This is a genomic window from Ectopseudomonas alcaliphila (assembly GCF_900101755.1).
Taxonomy (GTDB): Bacteria; Pseudomonadota; Gammaproteobacteria; order Pseudomonadales; family Pseudomonadaceae; genus Aquipseudomonas; species Aquipseudomonas alcaliphila.
In genome coordinates, this window is record NZ_FNAE01000005.1 from 105,482 (window position 1) to 125,825 (window position 20,344).

The 20,344-nt window shown below is 65.1% G+C and carries 17 protein-coding genes; 7 read left to right on the forward strand and 10 right to left on the reverse strand.

What is annotated here, in order from left to right:
* The first annotated feature begins 231 nt into the window (after window positions 1-231).
* From BLR77_RS16685 to BLR77_RS16695, 3 genes are all read left to right on the forward strand, one after another.
* Window positions 232-1,149: a GGDEF domain-containing protein gene (locus tag BLR77_RS16685; protein ID WP_074679741.1), complete on the forward strand. Its 918-nt coding sequence runs from the start codon at window positions 232-234 to the stop codon at window positions 1,147-1,149.
* A 10-nt stretch (window positions 1,150-1,159) separates the two neighbouring features.
* Window positions 1,160-2,191 carry an AraC family transcriptional regulator gene (locus BLR77_RS16690; RefSeq protein ID WP_074679743.1) on the forward strand — a complete coding sequence of 344 codons (1,032 nt, stop codon included), beginning with the start codon at window positions 1,160-1,162 and terminating at the stop codon, window positions 2,189-2,191.
* A 447-nt stretch (window positions 2,192-2,638) separates the two neighbouring features.
* A complete protein-coding gene (locus BLR77_RS16695) occupies window positions 2,639-3,298 on the forward strand; it encodes an endonuclease (RefSeq protein ID WP_074679745.1) in 660 nt (219 codons plus the stop codon).
* An 84-nt stretch (window positions 3,299-3,382) separates the two neighbouring features.
* On the opposite strand, the gene hutC is transcribed toward BLR77_RS16695, so the two are convergent.
* From hutC to hutI, 5 genes are all read right to left on the reverse strand, one after another.
* Window positions 3,383-4,096 (reverse strand): histidine utilization repressor, encoded by a 714-nt coding sequence (gene hutC, locus BLR77_RS16700; protein ID WP_074679747.1) that lies wholly within the window; start codon window positions 4,094-4,096, stop codon window positions 3,383-3,385.
* A gap of 220 nt (window positions 4,097-4,316) precedes the next feature.
* Complete coding sequence (gene hutH, locus BLR77_RS16705; RefSeq protein ID WP_074679749.1) at window positions 4,317-5,852, reverse strand: histidine ammonia-lyase; 1,536 nt, start codon at window positions 5,850-5,852, stop codon at window positions 4,317-4,319.
* A gap of 13 nt (window positions 5,853-5,865) precedes the next feature.
* Window positions 5,866-7,530, reverse strand: a complete 1,665-nt coding sequence (gene hutU, locus BLR77_RS16710; RefSeq protein WP_074679751.1) for a urocanate hydratase — start codon at window positions 7,528-7,530, stop codon at window positions 5,866-5,868.
* 26 nt (window positions 7,531-7,556) lie between these two features.
* Window positions 7,557-8,492: a formimidoylglutamase gene (gene hutG / locus BLR77_RS16715; RefSeq protein ID WP_074679753.1), complete on the reverse strand. Its 936-nt coding sequence runs from the start codon at window positions 8,490-8,492 to the stop codon at window positions 7,557-7,559.
* Window positions 8,482-9,699, reverse strand: a complete 1,218-nt coding sequence (hutI, locus tag BLR77_RS16720) for an imidazolonepropionase (protein WP_074679755.1) — start codon at window positions 9,697-9,699, stop codon at window positions 8,482-8,484. Before hutI ends, hutG begins: the two co-directional genes overlap by 11 nt.
* Before the next feature lie 227 nt (window positions 9,700-9,926).
* Between hutI and BLR77_RS16725 the strand changes: the two genes are divergently transcribed.
* Genes BLR77_RS16725 through BLR77_RS16740 form a run of 4 tightly spaced genes read left to right on the forward strand, consistent with a single transcriptional unit; the run spans window position 9,927 to window position 12,946 of the window.
* On the forward strand, window positions 9,927-10,547 hold the full coding sequence (locus BLR77_RS16725) for a HutD/Ves family protein (RefSeq protein ID WP_074679757.1): 621 nt from the start codon (window positions 9,927-9,929) through the stop codon (window positions 10,545-10,547).
* Between the two features lie 49 nt (window positions 10,548-10,596).
* Window positions 10,597-11,757, forward strand: coding sequence for a Na/Pi symporter (locus BLR77_RS16730; RefSeq protein WP_074679759.1), 1,161 nt, complete (start codon window positions 10,597-10,599; stop codon window positions 11,755-11,757).
* Window positions 11,758-11,775: 18 nt separating this feature from the next.
* Window positions 11,776-12,003, forward strand: coding sequence for a hypothetical protein (locus BLR77_RS16735; RefSeq protein WP_074679761.1), 228 nt, complete (start codon window positions 11,776-11,778; stop codon window positions 12,001-12,003).
* Window positions 12,004-12,007: 4 nt separating this feature from the next.
* Window positions 12,008-12,946 carry a PstS family phosphate ABC transporter substrate-binding protein gene (locus BLR77_RS16740; protein ID WP_074679763.1) on the forward strand — a complete coding sequence of 313 codons (939 nt, stop codon included), beginning with the start codon at window positions 12,008-12,010 and terminating at the stop codon, window positions 12,944-12,946.
* 70 nt (window positions 12,947-13,016) lie between these two features.
* Here the strand turns inward: BLR77_RS16740 and ppk2 are convergent, their stop codons facing one another.
* The 5 genes from ppk2 to BLR77_RS16765 form a co-directional block, all read right to left on the reverse strand.
* Window positions 13,017-13,949: a polyphosphate kinase 2 gene (ppk2, locus tag BLR77_RS16745; protein WP_074679765.1), complete on the reverse strand. Its 933-nt coding sequence runs from the start codon at window positions 13,947-13,949 to the stop codon at window positions 13,017-13,019.
* A 287-nt stretch (window positions 13,950-14,236) separates the two neighbouring features.
* Window positions 14,237-16,015, reverse strand: coding sequence for an acyl-CoA dehydrogenase C-terminal domain-containing protein (locus BLR77_RS16750; protein WP_074679767.1), 1,779 nt, complete (start codon window positions 16,013-16,015; stop codon window positions 14,237-14,239).
* Between the two features lie 165 nt (window positions 16,016-16,180).
* A complete protein-coding gene (locus BLR77_RS16755; RefSeq protein ID WP_394328059.1) occupies window positions 16,181-17,500 on the reverse strand; it encodes a GGDEF domain-containing protein in 1,320 nt (439 codons plus the stop codon).
* Between the two features lie 115 nt (window positions 17,501-17,615).
* The gene (locus BLR77_RS16760; RefSeq protein ID WP_074679771.1) at window positions 17,616-19,421 is read right to left on the reverse strand and encodes a phenylacyl-CoA dehydrogenase; all 1,806 of its coding nucleotides are present in this window, start codon (window positions 19,419-19,421) and stop codon (window positions 17,616-17,618) included.
* Between the two features lie 169 nt (window positions 19,422-19,590).
* Window positions 19,591-20,325 (reverse strand): putative metalloprotease CJM1_0395 family protein, encoded by a 735-nt coding sequence (locus BLR77_RS16765; RefSeq protein ID WP_074679773.1) that lies wholly within the window; start codon window positions 20,323-20,325, stop codon window positions 19,591-19,593.
* Window positions 20,326-20,344: the final 19 nt, after the last annotated feature.

Genomic DNA, 20,344 nt, shown 5'->3' on the forward strand with positions numbered 1-20,344 from the left:
ATGAGCCGAAAAGACCTGACGCGGCGCGCCTCGACAGCGGGCTGCCTGCTCGTGGCGAGTGGTGCGTGGCGGCTGAACGGCGGTGGGGTTGGTGCGCGCGGCGCACCCTACGGCCGTGCGCAGCAAAAAATCGTGCAATTGCCCTGAGCCGAATCGACCTCCCCCGCTGCAACCAAAGTGTCATGAGCCTCTGTTCTGCTGGCCGTCATTGAAGCCTGCGGAGCCCGCCCGATGCCGCCCCTGTTGAAACTGCATGCCTGGAAACTCGCCGGGTTGTTACTGCTGGCCAACCTGGGTCTGCTCGCTCACCTGATCGCTGGCAGCATCAAACCCACCAGCGAGTGGGACTGGACCGATATCCTCGGCGAAGGCGGCTCGGCGCTGCTGGTGCTGCTATGGATCGGCCTGTTGCTGAAAAGCCGCCCGGCCGGGCGGGTGACCAACCTGCTGTTCTGCGGCCTGGCCTGCCTGTTCTTCTCGTTGTGGATGGACTCGGTGGACGAGTTCGTCCAGCTGCCGGCCAGCGTCCACTGGGACAAGTGGCTGGAGTCCGGACCGATGCCGGTAGGCTTCATCCTCATGACCCTGGGCATCTATCACTGGCACCGCGAACAGCTGGCGATCAGCGCGCAGATGGAAAAGCGCGAGCGGCTGTTCCGCGAACACCGCCTGTTCGACAAGCTCACCCCGCTGGGCACCGCCGACTACCTGCGTCTGCAAGTACAGCAGGCGCTGCAGCAAGGCCGTGCAGAAGGTCAGCCATTGAGTCTGGTGATTCTCGATCTGAATGGTTTCGACCGCCTCAACCGCGAGCACGGCCATGCCGAGGGTGATCTGGTATTGCAGAGCCTGACCCAGCTGTTGCTGCTCAACCTGCGTCGTCAGGACCTGCTCTGTCGTCTGGCCGGCGACCGCTTCGTCGCGCTGCTGCCGGGCACCGGCGCGCAACAGGCGCAACAGATCGCCGGCGAGCTGCAGGATGCCGTGCGCCACCTGGCCTACCGCAGCAGTCGCAACGGCGAACGCCTGTATCTGTCAGCCGGCGTGGCCAGCGTGCTGGCCCAGGACGAGGATGGCGACAGCCTGCTCAGGCGCCTGAACCTGGCCCTGGCGCGCGCCAAGCAGACGCCCGCAGCCAAGCGCGCCTGAGGAAGACGCCATGGCCGTCAAGGGCAGTTGGTACGAACGCGACAGCCGCTTCATCGCCGCCCACCATCAGCCGGCGCTGTTGCTCGACCTGGCCCTGGCCCGCGAGCTGGACAGCCATCGCCTGCTGCGCGGTAGCGGCCTGTTCCACGAGGACATTCTCAGCGGTCAGGCGCGCATCAGCCCGCAGCAGTTCCTGCAACTGATCGACAACGCGCGGCGCCTGCTGGATGCCGACGACAGCAGCTTTCTGTTCGGCCAGCGCCTGCTACCGGGCCACTACGGTGCCGCCAGCCAGGCCCTGCAGCAGGCCGCCGACCTGCAGCAGGCGCTGGAATTGCTGGTGCGTCTGCGCGCCCTGCTCAGCCCGCTTTTGGCGCCGCGCCTGCTGCTCGACGAACAGCGTGTCTACATCGTCTGGCTGGATGCCTGCGGTTGCGGCGAACAGCGGCGTTTTCTGCTCGAGGCGAGCATGACCGCGCTGGCCTCGTGCAGCCGCTGGCTGGCTGGCGAACGCCTGCCCTGGCAGTTCGAGTTCGCCCACGAGCAGCCGCGCTATATCGAACAGTACTGGGTACACCTGGGCGAGGACGTGGCGTTCGCGCGCCAGGTGGACATGATGAGCCTGCCGCGCGAATACCTGACCCGCCCCTGGCCCGGCGCCTCGCTCACTGCCGGGCAGGTGGCCGAACAACAGAGCCTGGCGCAACTGGAGGCGCTGGGATTTTCCGCCAGCCTGCTGGATCGCCTTTACGACCACCTGCACGAGCAGATTCGCGAGACGCCGAATCTGGACAAGGTGGCGCAAGTCTTCGCCATGAGCCCGGCCACCCTCAAGCGCAAACTGGGCAAGCATGACAGCCACTTTCAGGAGCAGCTGGACCTGGTGCGCAAGCACGTGGCGCTGTACCTGTACCGGGTCAAGGGCTACAGCAACGACGAAGTGGCCGCCTACCTGCAGTTCCACGACAGCACCAACTTCCGCCGCTCGTTCAAGCGCTGGACAGGCCTGTCGCCCAGTGCGCTAAGGCAGTTGCTGGGTTGAGATCGCGCAAATCAGCGTAAAAGGCTGACACGCGCGGCGCGCACCAAGTGGGAAATGCGAGGGGGATTGAGCGAGGGTGGGCGAGCGCCCAAAAAAGAAAACCCCGCGATTGCGGGGCCTTGCAGACTGTTGTCCTGACATCCTTGATCTGCTCACCATCCTGGCGGCTATCCAGCGGGTCCCTGTTCGTCTAGGCGCTTCCTGCGCTGAATCCATGTGCAGCAGAGTACGCTCGTACCTGATCGATCGACAGTGGTGATAATCGGGACATCGTGTAAGCCATGGCTTACATGAATCATCCTTTTGTCAGCCGTCTCGCTGTGCCCTGGCCATCCCAAGTTGGGAGAAAGCGCTTGCCCATGTTTTTTGTGACGCACGTCTTGCTAGACTCCACCTCGTCCTACAAAAACAACAGACCCCGACAACGGCGGTCACTGGGGCTAGAGTATGCGCGTAGTTACCCTGCTTCTCGGTTGCCTGGCAACCTGCATCAGCACTTCCTCCCTGGGGGGCGGCCAGACTCAACTGAGCGACGTCAAACAGGCCATCGATCAGGCGTTCTGGCAGGATCTATACGGTAATGGCGGCACCACGCTCTATTGCGGCCAGCCCTTCACCCGGCCAAGCGGCAACCTGACGGCCAGCCCAATCTACAGCAGCAAACAGCTCAAGAGTGCGATGCGCTGCGTCACCGACCGCCAGTGCACCATTATGAATCCGCGCTATGCATACATCGTCTCCGATCTGCATAACTACTATCCGGCGCTGACCCGGGTAGAGCTGGTACGGCGCAATTCGCAGTTCAGCGAACAGGTCGAAGAGGCGCCGAGCAAGTTCAGCGACATTGGCTGTGACCTGAAAGCCAGCTTCCAGCTGCTCAACCCGCGTGACGAAGCCAAGGGCAATATCGCCCGGGCGCTCTTTTACATGCACGTCGAATACGATCTGCCCATCGTCGGCCTGGTGCCGATGTACAAGGCCTGGCACCGCATGGACCCGCCGGATGCCGAGGAAAAGGCACGCAACGACAAAATCGAGGCGCTGCAAGGCACTCGTAACCGCTTTATCGACGATCCGACGCTGGTGGATCAGCTGATCCGCGACTGACCCTGCTCACTGTGGGAGGGGCTTTAGCCGCGACGAAACCACTGCGGATCGCCGGCAAGCCGGCTCCTACGGTTTGTGGACAGCCTACCCTCTGCGCTTGTGCAACGAACGCAGCTTGTAGCGCTCGCCGGGATGGATCAGCCGCGCATAGCTGATCAGGTGATCGTCCGACCAGGTGCGGCGAATCACACTGAGACAAGGCATGGCCGGGTCGATCTGCAGCAGCTCGGCCGTGCGCGCATCCACCAGCACCGCTTCGACCACATGCTCGACATCCGAGATCGGGCAACTGGCGACCAGCACCTCGTTGGGCGTGACCTGGGTGAAGTCGCTCTGCAGATAATGCGGCACCCAGCGCGGGTTGACGAAGCGATCCTCGAGCTGGATCGGCAGGTCATCCTGCAGGTGCACGAGGATGCTGTGAAACACCTCGCCGCCCAAGCGCAGGCCAAGGCGCAGGGCCACCTCGTCATCGGCGGCGATGGCTTCGCAGCGCACCACGGCGTTGCTGTAGGCATGACCGCGACCGCGCACTTCGCTGGCAATGTTCATCACCTCATGCAGCGGCGACTCGGCCTTGCGGTCGGTGACGAAGGTACCGAGCCCGGCCTGACGCACCAGATAACCCTTCTGCACCAGATTCTGGATCGCCTTGTTGGCGGTCATGCGGCTGACGCCGAAATCGCGCGCCAGTTGCTCCTCGGGCGGAATCTGATGATTGACCGGATAGGCACCGCCGTGAATGCGCTCGAGGAGAAAATCCTCGATGGCCTTGTAGCGCGGGGTGGTACTGGTCACGGCTGCTCCTTGGAAATGCCCGGTGCGCGGATGATACATCAGCCATACGAGTGATCTCGTAGGAGCCCCGCCTCGGGGCGAAAGCGGTCGCGGCCACTCAGCAAGACCTGCGGCGTAACCACCATTCGCCGCGGGGCGCGGCTCCTACACAAAGACCGTAGCCCGGATGAAATCCGGGAGCCCCGAAACCAGGGCCCCGGATTGCCTCGGGCTACGCGGCTCAGCCTACCGAAGGCAACATGCCGGCCGGCAGCAGCGGCGTCAGCACGCGCTCGGCCAGCAGTGCATCGGCCGCGGCGATATCCGGGGCGAAGAAGCGGTCCTCGACGTAATACGGCACCTTGGCGCGCAGCGCCTGACGTGCCTCTTCCAACGCCGGGGTGCTCTTCAGCCCTTCACGGAAGTCCAGGCCCTGGCAGGCGCCGAGCCATTCCACGGCCAGCACGCCACGGGTGTTGGCGGCCATGTCCCACAGGCGCTTGCCGGCAGCCGGGGCCATGGAAACGTGGTCCTCCTGGTTGGCCGAAGTCGGCAGACTGTCGACGCTGTGCGGGTGAGACAGTGCCTTGTTCTCGCTGGCCAGTGCCGCGGCAGTGACCTGGGCGATCATGAAGCCCGAGTTCACCCCGCCATTGGCCACCAGGAACGGCGGCAACTGCGACATGTGCTTGTCCATCATCAGCGAGACGCGGCGCTCGGACAGCGAGCCGATCTCGGCGATGGCCAGGGCGATATTGTCGGCGGCCATGGCCACCGGCTCGGCGTGGAAGTTGCCACCGGAAATCACCTCACCTTCGGCCGCGAACACCAGCGGGTTGTCCGACACCGCGTTGGCTTCGACGCCGAGCACCTCGGCGGCCTGGCGCAGCTGGGTCAGGCAGGCGCCCATGACCTGTGGCTGGCAGCGCAGCGAATACGGGTCCTGCACCTTGTCGCAGGCGGCGTGGGAACGGCCGATCTCGCTGCTGTCGCCGAGCAGATGACGGAACGCAGCCGCCGCGTCGATCTGCCCGCGCTGACCACGGGCGGCATGAATGCGCGCATCGAAGGGTGAGCGCGAGCCGAGCAACGCCTCGACGCTCAGCGCGCCACAGACGCTGGCAGCTGCATACAGGTCTTCGCCCTCGAACAAGCCGCGCAGAGCATAGGCAGTGGACACCTGAGTGCCGTTGAGCAGGGCCAGGCCCTCCTTGGCGGCCAGGGTCATCGGCTCCAGGCCGGCGATGGCCAGCGCCTCGGTGGCCGGCAGCCATTGGCCCTTGTGGCGAGCCTGGCTTTCGCCGAGCAGCACCAGCGACATATGCGCCAGCGGCGCCAGGTCACCGGAGGCCCCGACCGAGCCTTTCAACGGAATGTGCGGGTAGACCTCGGCGTTGACCAGGGTGATCAGCGCGTCGATCACCTTGCGGCGGATGCCGGAGAAGCCACGCGCCAGGCTGTTGATCTTCAACAGCATGATCAAACGCACCATGGCGTCGTCCAGCGGCTCGCCAATGCCGGCGGCGTGCGACAGCACCAGCGAGCGCTGCAGCTTCTCCAGGTCGTCGTTGGCGATACGGGTCGAGGCCAGCAGGCCGAAACCGGTGTTGATGCCGTAGGCAGTGCGGCCATCGGCGATGATCTGGTTGACGCAGGCAACGCTCGCGTCGATCGCCTCATGGGCGGCGGGGTCCAGACGCAGTTGCACGGGTGCCTGGTAGGCGGCGCGCAGGTCGGCCAGGGTCAGGTGGCCGGGTTTCAGGTTCAGGGTGTTCATGGAGTCTCTTTCCTCAGCCGATCATCGGCAGGTTCAGGCCCTGCTCGCGGGCGCAATCGATGGCGATCTGGTAGCCGGCATCGGCGTGACGCATCACCCCGGTGCCCGGGTCGTTGGTCAGCACGCGAGCAATGCGCGCGGCCGCCTCGTCGGTGCCGTCGCAGACGATGACCATACCCGAATGCTGGGAGAAGCCCATGCCCACGCCGCCGCCATGGTGCAGCGAGACCCAGGTGGCGCCGCTGGCGGTGTTGAGCAGGGCGTTGAGCAGCGGCCAGTCGGACACGGCGTCGGAGCCATCCTGCATCGCCTCAGTCTCGCGGTTGGGGCTGGACACCGAGCCGCTGTCCAGGTGGTCGCGACCGATCACCACAGGCGCGCTCAGCTCGCCCGAGCGCACCATCTCGTTGAAGGCCAGGCCGAGCTTGGCACGCTGGCCCAGGCCGACCCAGCAGATACGCGCTGGCAGGCCCTGGAAGGCAATACGCTCACGGGCCATATCCAGCCAGCGGTGCAGGTGGGCGTCATCCGGGATCAGTTCCTTGACCTTGGCGTCGGTCTTGTAGATGTCCTCGGGGTTGCCGGACAGCGCCGCCCAGCGGAACGGGCCGATGCCACGGCAGAACAGCGGGCGGATATAGGCCGGGACGAAGCCGGGGAAATCGAAGGCATTGCTCACGCCTTCTTCCTTGGCCATCTGGCGGATGTTGTTGCCGTAGTCGAAGGTCGGCACGCCCATCTTCTGGAAGTCGAGCATGGCCTGCACGTGCACGGCCATGGACTGCTTGGCGGCCTTGACCACCGCTTGCGGGTCGGTCTGCGCGCGGTCGCGGTACTGCTCCCAGGTCCAGCCGATAGGCAGGTAGCCGTTGAGCGGGTCGTGGGCGCTGGTCTGGTCGGTGACCATGTCCGGGCGCACGCCACGCTTGACCAGTTCCGGCAGAATCTCGGCCGCGTTGCCCAGCAGGGCGATGGAGATGGCCTTGCCTTCAGCGCAGTACTTGGCGATGCGCGCCAGGGCGTCGTCCAGATCAGTGGCCTGCTCGTCGACGTAACGGCTGCGCAGGCGGAAGTCGATGCTGGTCTGCTGGCATTCGATGTTCAGCGAGCAGGCACCGGCCAGGGTGGCGGCCAGCGGCTGAGCGCCGCCCATGCCCCCCAGGCCGGCGGTCAGCACCCAGCGGCCCTTGAGGTCGCCGCCGTAGTGCTGGCGGCCGGCCTCGACGAAGGTTTCATAGGTGCCCTGGACGATGCCCTGGCTGCCGATGTAGATCCAGCTGCCGGCGGTCATCTGGCCGTACATGGCCAGGCCCTTGGCATCCAGTTCGTTGAAGTGCTCCCAGCTCGCCCAGTGCGGCACCAGGTTGGAGTTGGCGATCAGCACGCGCGGGGCGTTGGCGTGGGTCTTGAACACGCCGACCGGCTTGCCGGACTGCACCAGCAGGGTCTCGTCGTCATTCAGGTTGGTCAGGCTCTCGACGATCTTGTCGTAGCACTCCCAGTTGCGCGCGGCGCGGCCGATACCGCCGTACACCACCAGCTCCTTGGGGTTCTCGGCCACGTCCGGGTCGAGGTTGTTCATCAGCATGCGCAGCGGCGCTTCGGTCAGCCAGCTCTTGGCGGTGAGCGTGTTGCCGCGTGGGGCGCGGATTTCGGTGTCGCGATACTTGGTGGTCACAGCGGTTTCCTCTTGTTGTTCGGGGCTCAGAGGCTGAGCAGATGAATCAGCCGCGCCGCCACCTTGGCGGTGCGGTTGTCGATGTCGTGTTCGGGGTTTAGTTCAGCCAGGTCGGCCAGGCGCAGCTTGCCGCTGGCCTTGAGCCGTTCGAGCAACGGCTCGAGCAGTTCCAGACGCACGCCACGCGCGGCCGGGGCGCTGACGCCCGGCGCTTCGCAGGCCGGCAGCACGTCGATGTCGATGGTCAGGTAAAGCGCGTCGCAATCGGCGGCGAAGGCCTCCAGCTCGGCGCCAATGGCATCGAGGGTGGCTTCGCGGATTTCGTGATCCTCACGCACCAGCACGTTCAGCTCGGCGGCGCGGGCGAACAGCGCGCGGGTATTGCTGGCACGACTGACACCCAGGCAGGCATAACGGAACGGCCAGCCGCGCGCGGCGCACTGCTCGGCGATCTGCGCGAAGGGGGTGCCGGAGGAATGCACGTGGGCCGGGTCGCGCAGGTCGAAATGGGCGTCGAAATTGACGATGCCGATTCGTGGGGCGGCCTGGCCACTGAGATGTTCGGCCAGCCCGGACCAGCTGCCGAAGGCCACTTCATGACCGCCGCCGATCACCAGCGGTAGATGGCCGGCGTCCAGCAGCGCACAGACGTTATGACCGAGGCGGGCCTGTGCCGCTTCCAGGTCGCCATCCTCGCAGGTGACGTCACCCGCATCGTAGGCCGGCGCCTGGCGGTGCCAGGCCAGATTGGCCAGCGCCTTGCGCACGCTTTGCGGCGCAGCGGCGGCACCGACGCGGCCGTGGTTACGGCGCACGCCCTCGTCGCAGGCGAAGCCGAGCAGGGCCAGGCCCGGCTCGCTGGTCTCGGTGAGCGAGCGGATGCGCTGGTGCCAGCGCGCGCTGTCGGTTTCGGGATCGGTGCGGCCGGTCCAGACGCTCATGCAATGACGGTCAGCGTGCATAAACCACTTCTCCGTTGAAGATGCGCTGACGCAGGCGCCCGGCCTGCACCGCGTAGGCCAGCTCGGCCGGTTGCTGGATATCCCATAGGCACAGGTCCGCCGGGGCGCCGACGACGATGCGCCCCAGCTCGGGCTGGCCGAGCGCGCGGGCGCCATGGGCGGTCATGCCGGCCAGGGCTTCGCGCGGGGTGAGACGAAACAGCGTGCAGGCCAGGTTGGCCATCAGCGTGGGCATGCAGATCGGCGAGGTGCCGGGGTTGGCGTCGCTGGCCACGGCCATCGGCACGTTGTGCTGGCGCAGCAGTTCGATGGGCGGCAGCTGGGTTTCGCGCAACACATGAAAGGCTCCGGGCAGCAGCACGGCAACGGTGCCGGCCTCGGCCATGGCGCGCACGCCAGCCTCGTCGAGGTATTCGATATGGTCGGCGGACAACGCGCCGTAACGCGCAGCCAGGGCGCTGCCGCCGAGGTTGGACAACTGCTCGGCATGCGCCTTGATCGCCAGACCATGGGCCTTGGCCGCCTGGTAGATACGCTCGCACTGCGCCGGGGAAAAGCCGATGCCCTCGCAGAACACGTCCACCGCATCGGCCAGGCCTTCGGCTGCGGCGGCCGGAATCATCTCGTCGCAGACCAGGGTCACGTAGTCGTCGGCGCGGCCGGCATATTCCGGCGGCAAGGCATGGGCGCCGAGCAGCGTGGTGATCACCCGCACCGGGCGCAGCTCACCGAGACGACGGGCCACGCGTAGCATCTTCAACTCGCTTTCGACGGTCAGGCCGTAACCGGACTTGATCTCTACGGTGGTCACGCCATCGGCCAGCAGCGCATCGAGGCGTGGCAGGCTGGCGGCGATCAGTTCGTCCTCGCTGGCCACGCGGGTGGCGCGCACGCTGCTGAGGATGCCGCCGCCGGCGCGGGCGATCTCTTCGTAGCTCGCCCCTTCCAGGCGCTGCTCGAACTCACCGGCGCGGTTGCCGGCGTAAACCAGATGGGTATGGCAGTCGACCAGCCCGGGGGTCAGCACCCCGCCACAGCCAGCCTCGACGGCGCCCTGGGCGTGCGCTTCGTCAAAGGTGCGCGACGGCCAGAGGCCTGCAATGCGCCCGCCCTCGATCAGCACGGTCATCGCCTCGTCCAGCTGCACCAGGCCATCGAAGACCTGCACGTCGCGCCACAGCTGTTTCGAAGTTGATTGTATCGGCATGGGATTCTCCCTGCTTGTTTTGTATATACAATATGAGTGAGCCAACCGGCCGTCAAGACATGCCGGCTCGCCTGACCCATTGGTCACCCGAAGGCAACCGAGGCCGCTCTACCGAGCAAAGCGCTTGAGATAGAGCCGTTTCAGTCGGGACATAGAGACCGCACGCCAGCGCTGTCGACGACTGCCATTCGTCGCCTGCCGATCATGTATATACATTAGGAGAAACCATGCCCTGCTCCCTGCTCGATCTGGCCACAGCCCGCGTCATGCCCTGGAAGAACGGCAGCGGCGAAACCCTGGAACTGGCCATCGCACCGCCGGGAGCCGGGCTGGAGGATTTCCAATGGCGCATCAGCAGCGCGCGGGTCGGCGCGGCGGGATCGTTCTCGAGCTTTGCCGACGTCGACCGCAGCCTGGCGTTGCTCACTGGCGCGGGCTTGCGCCTGCGGCGCGGCGACGGACGGGTCGAGGAGCTGCACGCCAGCGGCGCGGTGGCGGCGTTTCCCGGCGAGGAGGCGATAACCGCGGAGCTGGTGGACGGCCCGGTCTGCGACCTCAACCTGATGACTCGGCGCGGCGCCTGGCGCCATCGCATTAAGTCCCTTCGGCTGCACGGGCAGCAGGAGGTGAAGAACGACACAGAACTGATGCTGCTCTGGTGTCAGGCCGGCACTGGCATCGAATGCCGGCTGCCGAGTGGGGAAAAGCGTTTGCTGGAAAGCGGCCAAGGGTTGCTGCTGGACAATCTGCCTGGCCTGCTTGAGCTGCATGCACAGCAACCTGCCCTGCTCTACCTGGCCAGCTTGCAGCGCGAGACCAGCGGTAGCCGGGCGGTCATCAAACCTTAACCGCGCGTCGCCAGCATCGAGCCATTGCTGCCCCAAGGGAGAATGGCTGATGACCACCAATGCCGATGCTTTGACCGTCGAACCCTCGCTGCCGGCAACGCGCCAGTGGCTGTCCTGGCTGTTGGTGGTGGCGCTGATCTACTTGCTGCTGGCCGGCGTCGGCGCCATCGGCGACGGCTTCAAGGCCGCCACCGGCAACAACGCCCGTGAGCTGTTCGCCTTCGCCACCAACCCGTTGGTCGGCTTGATGATCGGCCTGGTGGCCACCGCGCTGATCCAGAGCTCCAGCACGGTGACCTCGATCATCGTCGGCATGGTCGCCGGCGGCCTGCCAATTCCCATCGCCATTCCCCTGATCATGGGCGCCAATATCGGCACCTCGCTGACCAGCACCATCGTCAGCCTTGGCCATATCCGCAGTGGCGAGGAATTCCGCCGCGCCTTCTCGGCAGCCACGGTACACGATGCCTTCAACATCACCGCGGTGGCCATCATGCTGCCGCTGGAGCTGCTGTTCCGGCCGCTGCAGCGACTCTCCGAATCGCTCGCCGGTATGCTGGTCAGCGATGCCAGCGTCGACATGAAGAGCGTCAATTTCATGAAGACCCTGCTGTCGCCAGCCTCCGACCTGCTCAACGCCAGCGTCGGCTGGTTGCCCGGCGCGGTGTGGGGTGGCGTCGCGCTGATCCTGATCGGCGTGGCGATGATCCTGTTCGTGGTCACGGCCATCGGCAAGGTGCTGCGCAAGGTGATGGTCGGCCGCGCCAAGGACATCATGCACGCCAGCGTCGGCCGTGGTCCTATCTCGGGCATCGCCTCGGGCAGCGTGATCACCGTGCTGGTGCAGTCTTCCTCGACCACCACGGCGCTGATCGTGCCGCTGGCCGGCACTGGCGTGTTCAGCCTCAAGCAGGTTTACCCCTTCACCCTTGGCACCAATATCGGCACCTGCGTCACGGCGCTGCTGGCGGCCACCGCGATCACCGGACCGACGGCGGAGGTGGCCATGCAGATCGCCCTGGTGCACCTGCTGTTCAACCTGCTGGGCATTCTCATCATCTACGCCCTGCCCTTCCTGCGTGGCGTGCCGCCAATGATCGCCGAAGGCCTGGCCACGCTGGCGCAGCGCAGCAAACTCTACGTGGTCGCCTACATCGCCGGCCTGTTCTTCGCCCTGCCCCTGCTGCTGATCGGCATCACCCAGCTCTGAGCACGCCAAGGAGTCGCCATGAAACATCAACCGAGTCGTCAGCAAACCCAGCAGCGCATCCACGAACTGCGCGAGACCCTCAACGAGCTCGAGACGCAACTGGCCGGGATGGCGGTGCAGGAACAGGCCCAGCACGAACAGATCGAGCACCTCGACGACTATATCGACGCCGTCGACACCAAACTCAGCAGCCTGCAGCTGTTCTGGAATTCGCTCAAACAGGAATGGCGCAAGCCCAAGGCGTGATCCCATGACGACTCAACGCTCTCTCGGCAAGACCCTGCTCACCGGCCTCGCCGCCAGCCTGCTCTCCGCCTGCGGGGAGCCGACGACGACCGCGGCCACCGCCGAGCTGCACATCGACGGCTCCAGCACGGTATTCCCGCTGACCCGAGAGGCGGCGCGACGCTTCGAACGCGGTGCGGCGAGCGAGCGTATCGAGGTGAATTTCTCCGGCACTGCGGCTGGGTTTCGCCGCTTCTGCGCCGGTGAGACCGACATCAGCAACGCCTCGCGGGAAATCAATGCCGAGGAGTTGGCCCAGTGCCAGGCCAACGGTGTCGACTTTCGCGTCCTGCCGCTGGCCATGGACGCCATCGCCGTGGTGGTCAACCCGGCCAACACCTGGGTCGATGCCATCAGCGTCGAAGAGCTGAAGAAACTCTGGTCGCCGGCCGCGGAGAAGAAACTCAACAGCTGGCGCGACCTGCGCGAGGACTGGCCGGACACGCCCATCGTGCTGTTCGGCCGCGGCCAGGACTCCGGCACCTACGACGTATTCACCCAGGCCATCGTCGGCGCCACGCACAGCAGCCGACAGGACTATCAGGCCAGCGAAGACGAGGAATTTCTCGCCAAGGCCATCGCCGCAGAGCCGAATGCCATTGGTTTCTTCGGCATCGGCGCCTACCACCGGCACTGGGACGAACTGAAGCTGGTCGCCGTCGACGCCGGCAACGGCGCGGTCTTCCCCACCCTGGAGACGGTCGCGCAGAACCAGTACCAGCCGCTGACACGCCCGCTGTTTCTCTACGTCAGCCAGCGCAGCCTGGCGGACAAGCCTTTGCTGGACAGCTTCCTGCGTCACTACCTGGACGGCCTGCCCGGCTGGATTCACTTCACCGGCTATATGCCGCTGGCCCGCGACAGCTACCGCAGCAGCCTGGAAGCCCTGAGCAAGGCGCCCTGAGGCTGATCCGCAGGGGGCGCCACGCCCCTGTCCAGGCAGCCCCGCCGCGACCTGGACAACGAGCCGCACGCTAGTACCGCGACGGCACCAGCATGCTGTCCGGCACCGGCATGCGCAGATAGTCCGGGTTGTACACCCGTGCCGGCAGTTGCACCTGCGCTCGCGGCACCTGATCGTAGGGAATCTGGCTGAGCAGATGGGCGATGCAGTTGAGCCGCGCGCGCTTCTTGTCGTCGGCCTCCACCACCCACCAGGGCGCTTCGGCGATATGGGTACGCTCGAGCATCACTTCCTTGGTCTGGGTATAGGCCTCCCAGCGCCGCCGCGACTCCAGGTCCATGGGGCTCAGCTTCCACTGCTTGAGCGGGTCGTGGATACGCGCCAGGAAGCGGCGGTTCTGCTCGTTGTCGGTGATGGAGAACCAGTACTTGATCAGCAGGATGCCGGAGCGCACCAGCATGCGCTCGAACTCCGGTACCGAGCGGAAGAACTCCTCGTACTCGGCATCGCTGCAAAAGCCCATGACCTTCTCGACGCCCGCGCGGTTGTACCAACTGCGGTCGAACAGCACCATTTCACCGGCGGCGGGCAGGTGCGACACGTAGCGCTGGAAGTACCACTGGGTACGTTCGCGGTCGTTCGGCGCGGGCAGCGCCGCGACCCGGCAGATGCGCGGATTGAGACGCTGAGTGACGCGCTTGATCACGCCCCCCTTGCCGGCGGCGTCGCGCCCTTCGAACAGCACCACCACCTTGAGCTGGTTGTGCACCACCCAATCCTGCAGCTTGACCAGCTCGCCCTGCAGGCGCAGCAGTTCGGAGAAGTAGGTGCGCCGCGGCAGATCGCCCGGTTGTAGCGGTACGCCGCCTTCGGCGCGGGCGATCAGGCCATCCATGCGCGCATCGTCCAGCTCCATCTCCAGTTCCTCGTCAAGGCTGTCCTGGAACTCGGCCTGCAGCAACTGCTCATAGGCCTGTAACGAACTGTGCATCTGATCGGTCATGGCGGCTCCTCGCTGGCGTGATTGCCCGACTGGGTCGCCACAGGCTAGCGAGCTGCAATGACAGGGGCGTGACCGGCCAAACCCGCCACGCACCGGGGGCTCACGGCGCGGAGCAGTACCGTAGCCCGGATGCAATCCGGGGGCGATCACGGCGACTCTCCCGGATTGCATCCGGGCTACAAAGCGTCGCGACAAGCGCGCCCAGTAGGGTGCGCCGCGCGCACCAGAGGTCCAGAACGCAAAAACCCCGGCACAAGGCCGGGGCTTTCGGGTGGTGCCGGAGGCGCTTAGAACTGCGCGGCATCGAGCAGATACAGCGACTCGCTGCCCGCCTTGACCGATGCGCTCAGCGAGTGGATGCGCGGCAGCAGGCGGGCGAAGTAGAAGCGCGCGGTGCCCAGCTTGCTGGCGTAGAACTCGTCCTGCCCTTCCTTGCCCAGCGCGGCACGTGCCATCAGCGCCCACATGTAGGCGTAGGCGGTGTAGCCGAACACGTGCAGGTATTCCACCGAGGCCGCACCGATTTCGTTGGGGTTGCCCTTGGCGCGGTCCAGTACCCAGGCGGTCAACTCATCCAGGTTCTGCACGGCGGCTGCCAGCGGCTTGGTGAACTCATCGAGATTGGCATCGGCCGAAGCGACGAAGACTTTGATCTCGTCGGCCAGGTGCTTGTAGAAGCTGCCGCCGCTGCCGACGATCTTGCGCCCCATCAGGTCCAGCGACTGGATGCCGTTGGTGCCTTCGTAGATCTGGGTGATGCGGCAGTCGCGCACCAGTTGCTCCTGGCCCCACTCGCGGATGAAGCCGTGACCGCCGAAGATCTGCTGGCCGTGCACGGTGGTCTCCAGCGCCATGTCGGTGAGGAAGGCCTTGGCCACCGGGGTCAGCAGCGCCACCAGTTCGTCGGCGCGCTTGGCGGTTGCCTTGTCCTCGCTGTACTTGGCAGTGTCCAGCTGCATGGCGACGTAGCTGGAGAAGGCGCGGCCGCCCTCGTTCAGTGCTTTCATGGTCAGCAGCATGCGACGCACGTCCGGGTGCACGATGATCGGGTCGGCAGCCTTGTCCTTGGCGACCGGACCGGTCGGTGCGCGGCTCTGGATACGCTCGCGGGCGTACTCGATGGCGCTCTGATAGCTGCGCTCGCCCAGGGCCAGGCCCTGGATGCCAACGCCCAGGCGCTCGTAGTTCATCATGGTGAACATGGCATTGAGGCCCTTGTTCACTTCGCCAACCAGATAGCCGATGGCGCCGTCGAAGTTCATCACGCAGGTGGCCGAAGCCTTGATGCCCATCTTGTGCTCGATGGAGCCGCAGCCCAGAGCATTGTTCTCGCCCAGCGAGCCGTCGGCATTGACCATGACCTTGGGCACGATGAACAGCGAGATACCTTTCGGGCCAGCCGGCGCGTCGGGCAGCTTGGCCAGCACCAGGTGGATGATGTTCTCGGTCAGGTCGTGCTCGCCACCGGTGATGAAGATCTTGGTGCCGCTGATCTTGTAACTGCCATCGGCCTGGGGCTCGGCCTTGGTACGGATGATGCCCAGATCGGTGCCGGCATGCGGTTCGGTCAGACACATGGAGCCGGCCCAGACGCCGGCGTACATGTTCGGCAGGTACTGCGCCTTGAGCTCTTCGCTGGCGTGGTTGAGGATCGACAGGCAGGCGCCAGCGGTCAGCATCGGGTACAGGCCGAAGGACAGGTTGGCCGAGTTGACCATTTCCTCGACCTGGGCGCCGATCACCTTGGGCATGCCCATACCGCCGAACTCCGGCGAACCGCCTACGCCGACCCAGCCACCCTCGGCGTAGGTCTGGTAGGCCTCGGGGAAGCCGGCCGGGGTTTTCACCGCGCCGTTGTCCCAGGAGCAGCCTTCTTCGTCACCGCTGCGGTTCAGCGGCGCGATGCTACCTGCGGTGACCTTGCCGGCCTCTTCCAGGATGGCGCTGGCGGTATCGGCATCGACCACCTCGGCCAGGGCCGGCAGCTCGGCCCAGAGCTTGGAGACTTCGAATACTTCATTGAGCACGAAGCGCATGTCGCGCAGGGGGGCTTTGTAATCGGCCATGACACATCCTCGAAAAACGGACTTACGTGGGAGGGCCGAGTTTACTTGAACAACTTTATAGACACATAGGGTCTTGTTGTGACCAATAATTCACGCAAGGTCACTAACTGTCTGATTGACGAAGGGCAAGGGAAACCCCTGCCGACCGCTCGTCTGCCAGCACAGCTATTCGCGCCCGGCGGCCAGCTTCACGGCCCCTCGCCGCTGGCCGGCGCTACGGATGCAATTGCGCCCGGCGGCCTTGGCGCTGTACAGCGCCTTGTCCGCCTCCTTGATCACTTCCTGTGGGCTGCGCTGCTCGGCCTGACGCTCGGCGACACCCATGCTCACGGTCACCGACACTTCGCTGGCGGCCTTGCCGGCCCGGCGCTGCTTGCCCTGCCGATCATCGCGCGGACGGCTCTGCGGGTCGCGCAGTTGCATGCGGTACTGCTCGATGGCCATACGCACCGCCTCGATGTGCGGCATGCATTGCTCCACGCTCTTGCCGGGAAACAGCAAGGTGAACTCCTCACCGCCATAACGGTAGGCCTTGCCGCCACCGCCCACCTTGCGCAGCTGACCAGCGACCAGACGCAGCACCTGATCCCCCACATCATGGCCGTGGGTATCGTTGAATTTCTTGAAGTGGTCGACATCGACCATGGCGATCACATAATCGCGCCCCAGGCGCTGCAGGCGCTCGTTGAGCGCCCGTCGCCCAGGCAACCCGGTGAGTTCGTCACGGAAGGCCATCTGGTAGGCCTCGTGCGCCACGGCAGCCACCAGCATGAGCATCACCATGCTGATCATCACCTGCAACGCGTTGGCCAGGATGAACACCTGCGGCAACATCCACAGCAGGCCGCACAAACCCACCCATTGCGCCGCGTGCAGCGGCCTGGGCTTGCGCAGGTACTGCACCGACAGAGCGATGAAGGCCAAAAGGAACGCCAGATAGACCAGCTGCGCCAGGTTCATCCAGGTGCCATGCAGCGACGGCCAGTGAATCTGTGCCAGCCAGTCGGCGATACCCTGTGGATAACGGCGCGCCAAGCCGAAGGCCACCGCGCTGACCGCCAGCAGGACCAGGGCGCGAGCGAGCATGTCCTGCGCCAGGTGCGAGCGCTCCTCCCAGCAGCCGTAAAGGGCGTAGAGCAGCGGCAGCAACAGGCAGATCAGATGGAAGACCAGAGCCGCATCGTCGCGTATCTGGCCATTGTCACGGAAGTGATCGACCTGGATATCCAGCAGGAAGTAGCCGACATACAGCACCAGCAGCAGAAACACTTCGCGCTGGCGGCCATAGACCAGACAGAACGCACCGCCAAGCAGCAACAGCAGCGTCGGCAATACATTGAACAGGGAGATGAAGAACTCGCTCAGCACTGGCAGCAGAGCAGCCACGATCGCACCGGCTAGCAAGGGCAGCGACGAGAAGAAGTGACTGAGGCGCAGATTGGCCGGACGGATCACGCTGACATCCTGGGCGAGAGATGAAGGCATTCTGCCTGCTTCGCCTGTTGAAAACAGCGACAGGATGCGACATTCCCTTCAGTACCCGGCGCAAAAACGACAACGCCGCCCCGAGGGGCGGCGTTGTTATTCAACCGAACCGGACTCAGAAGCCGAGCGCGAAGTGCTCTTCTTCCATCTCCATCAGGTTGCTGGCGCCCGACAGCATGGCTTCGACATGCGTGCGGGTGCGCGGCAGGATGCGCGCGAAGTAGAAGCGAGCGGTCTGCAGCTTGGCCTTGTAGAAAGCCTCGTCGCCAGTACCGGCAGCCAGCTTCTCGGCAGCCAGACGCGCCATGTCGGCCCAGAAGTAGGCCAGGCAGGCATAGCCGGAGTACATCAGGTAGTCCACGGAAGCGGCACCGACTTCCTCGCGATCTTTCATCGCGGCCATGCCGATCTTCATGGTGATGTCGCCCCACTCCTTGTTCAGCTTGGCCAGAGGCTCGACGAATTCCTTGACGGAGTCGTTGCCTTCGTTGGCCTGGCAGAACTTGTGCACGATCTTGGTGAAGTTCTTCAGAGCGCCGCCCTGAGTCATCAGCACCTTGCGGCCCAGCAGGTCGAGCGCCTGAACGCCGGTGGTGCCTTCGTACATCATCGAGATGCGGCAGTCGCGCAGGTTCTGCTCCATGCCCCACTCGCTGATGAAGCCGTGGCCACCGTAGATCTGCATGCCGTGGGAAGCGGCTTCGAAGCCCACTTCGGTCATGAAGGCCTTGGCGATCGGCGTCAGGAAAGCCAGCAGTTCGTCGGCGGCTTTCTTCTCTTCTTCGTCCTGGCTGTGCTGAACGATGTCCACCTGCTTGGCGGTGAAGTAGACCATGGCGCGGTTGCCTTCGGCGAACGCCTTCATGGTCAGCAGCATGCGACGCACGTCCGGATGCACGATGATCGGGTCAGCGGCTTTTTCCGGCGCTTTCGGGCCAGTCAGCGAACGCATCTGCAGACGCTCGCGAGCGTACTTGATGCCACCCTGGAAGCCGACTTCGGCATGGGCAAGGCCTTGCAGCGCGGTACCCAGACGAGCGGTGTTCATGAAGGTGAACATGCAGTTCAGGCCTTTGTTGGCCGGGCCAATCAGGTAGCCGGTGGCGCCATCGAAATTCATCACGCAGGTGGCGTTACCGTGGATGCCCATCTTGTGCTCGATGGAACCGCAGGAAACCGCGTTGCGCTCGCCTACGCCACCTTCGGCGTTGGGCAGGAACTTCGGCACGATGAACAGCGAGATACCTTTGGTACCGGCCGGTGCATCGGGCAGGCGGGCCAGAACGATATGGACGATGTTGTCGGCCATGTCGTGCTCACCAGCGGAAATGAAGATCTTGGTGCCGGAGACCTTGTAGCTGCCATCGGCCTGCGGTTCGGCCTTGGTGCGCAGCATGCCCAGGTCGGTGCCGCAATGCGGCTCGGTCAGGCACATGGTGCCGGTCCATTCACCGGAAACCAGTTTGGTCAGGTAGGTGTGCTTCTGCTCGTCGGTACCGTGAGCACCGATGGTGTTCATCGCGCCATGGCTCAGGCCCGGGTACATGCCCCAGGACCAGTTGGCCGAACCGACCATCTCGCTGACAGCCAGGCCGAGCGACTCAGGCAGGCCCTGGCCGCCATGCTCGACGTCATGGGCCAGGCTCGGCCAGCCGCCTTCGACGAACTGCTGATAAGCCTCTTTGAAGCCGGTCGGGGTTTTCACGCCGGATTCGCTCCAGGTGCAGCCCTCGGTGTCACCCACACGGTTCAGCGGCGACAGCACCTGCTCGCAGAACTTGGCGCCTTCTTCGAGGATGGCGTCGACCATGTCCGGAGTGGCGTCCTGGCAGCCAGGCAGGCTCTGGTAGTGCGCTTCATAGCCCAGCAGCTCGTCACGAACGAAACGAATGTCACGCAAGGGGGCCTTGTAGTCAGGCATAACGGTAAACCTCTGCGGTGGATTCCTAGTAGTTGGGGTGACCGTCTTGGCGGTCGCTCTCGGGATCACTCCCGGCTGCCTGGCCACGAGGCTGCGGCCGAAGCAATCAAACAGGCGTTTGAAACATACGTTTACGCCACCCCCTTGTCAAGCGCTGCCAATCGGCCGGCTACGCGACCAGATCGATGCGAGGCTCCGGCGCTGGCAACTCACCCAGACGCCGATACAGATCAAGATTAGGCGCTGGCGGCAAAGCCTGCTGCGACGGCTCGGCAGGCTCATCAGCTTGCCTGGCTTCGTCACGCGCACTGCGCTGCTCGACGGCGTTGGTGGCTTCTTCGCGCCGCTGCTCGGCCAGTTCGACGCGCGCCTGCGCCGCCTGCGCCTGGGCCAGAGCAGCTACACGCAGGTCCTGTGGGGAAGGTTCGATGGGCGCGAGTGCTGCACGCAGGACGATTTCCATCTTGCGCAGCGTCGCTTCGGGATCATTGGGGACGGGAGCGGTATCGATGCTGACTTCACCGGAAACGGCGTAACGCTGCCCATCCGGGCCGCGCTTGAAGCTGTAGGTGGGCGCACCGGCGTATTGCCCACCAACGGCCGCGTGCGCCTGCTCGTGGGTGCGCACCTCGCGGTCACGCTGCACGAGATCGGCGATTTCCAGCTGCTGCTGGCGCTGCTCCCGAGGGCTTGGCTCGGGCTCGCCTGCAGGCGTCGATGAGTTGGCGTCGCGATCCGCCTCCTCGCGCCCGGAGGCAGCGGAGTCGGCCTGCTGCTCTTGCGGCGCGGCGACAGGCGCCTGATCGGCACGGGCAATATCCGGGGAAACATCGGACGATAGCGGCCTGGCCGGACTGACGGAAGGTGCGGGAATAAATGCTGGCAGGCTGTTGCCGATCTGCATGAACGCCCTCCTGCCCTGC

Excerpts from the sequence above, each read along its gene's own strand:
- BLR77_RS16690 (WP_074679743.1), top strand. The coding sequence starts at position 1,160 with ATGGCCGTCAAGGGCAGTTGGTACGAACGCGACAGCCGCTTCATCGCC.
- BLR77_RS16760 (WP_074679771.1), bottom strand. The coding sequence starts at position 19,421 with ATGCCTGACTACAAGGCCCCCTTGCGTGACATTCGTTTCGTTCGTGAC.
- BLR77_RS16730 (WP_074679759.1), top strand. The coding sequence starts at position 10,597 with ATGACCACCAATGCCGATGCTTTGACCGTCGAACCCTCGCTGCCGGCA.
- BLR77_RS16765 (WP_074679773.1), bottom strand. The coding sequence starts at position 20,325 with ATGCAGATCGGCAACAGCCTGCCAGCATTTATTCCCGCACCTTCCGTC.
- BLR77_RS16740 (WP_074679763.1), top strand. The coding sequence starts at position 12,008 with ATGACGACTCAACGCTCTCTCGGCAAGACCCTGCTCACCGGCCTCGCC.
- BLR77_RS16735 (WP_074679761.1), top strand. The coding sequence starts at position 11,776 with ATGAAACATCAACCGAGTCGTCAGCAAACCCAGCAGCGCATCCACGAA.
- hutH (WP_074679749.1), bottom strand. The coding sequence starts at position 5,852 with ATGAACACCCTGAACCTGAAACCCGGCCACCTGACCCTGGCCGACCTG.
- BLR77_RS16755 (WP_394328059.1), bottom strand. The coding sequence starts at position 17,500 with ATGCCTTCATCTCTCGCCCAGGATGTCAGCGTGATCCGTCCGGCCAAT.
- hutG (WP_074679753.1), bottom strand. The coding sequence starts at position 8,492 with ATGCACGCTGACCGTCATTGCATGAGCGTCTGGACCGGCCGCACCGAT.
- BLR77_RS16695 (WP_074679745.1), top strand. The coding sequence starts at position 2,639 with ATGCGCGTAGTTACCCTGCTTCTCGGTTGCCTGGCAACCTGCATCAGC.
- hutI (WP_074679755.1), bottom strand. The coding sequence starts at position 9,699 with ATGCCGATACAATCAACTTCGAAACAGCTGTGGCGCGACGTGCAGGTC.
- BLR77_RS16685 (WP_074679741.1), top strand. The coding sequence starts at position 232 with ATGCCGCCCCTGTTGAAACTGCATGCCTGGAAACTCGCCGGGTTGTTA.
- ppk2 (WP_074679765.1), bottom strand. The coding sequence starts at position 13,949 with ATGACCGATCAGATGCACAGTTCGTTACAGGCCTATGAGCAGTTGCTG.
- BLR77_RS16725 (WP_074679757.1), top strand. The coding sequence starts at position 9,927 with ATGCCCTGCTCCCTGCTCGATCTGGCCACAGCCCGCGTCATGCCCTGG.
- BLR77_RS16750 (WP_074679767.1), bottom strand. The coding sequence starts at position 16,015 with ATGGCCGATTACAAAGCCCCCCTGCGCGACATGCGCTTCGTGCTCAAT.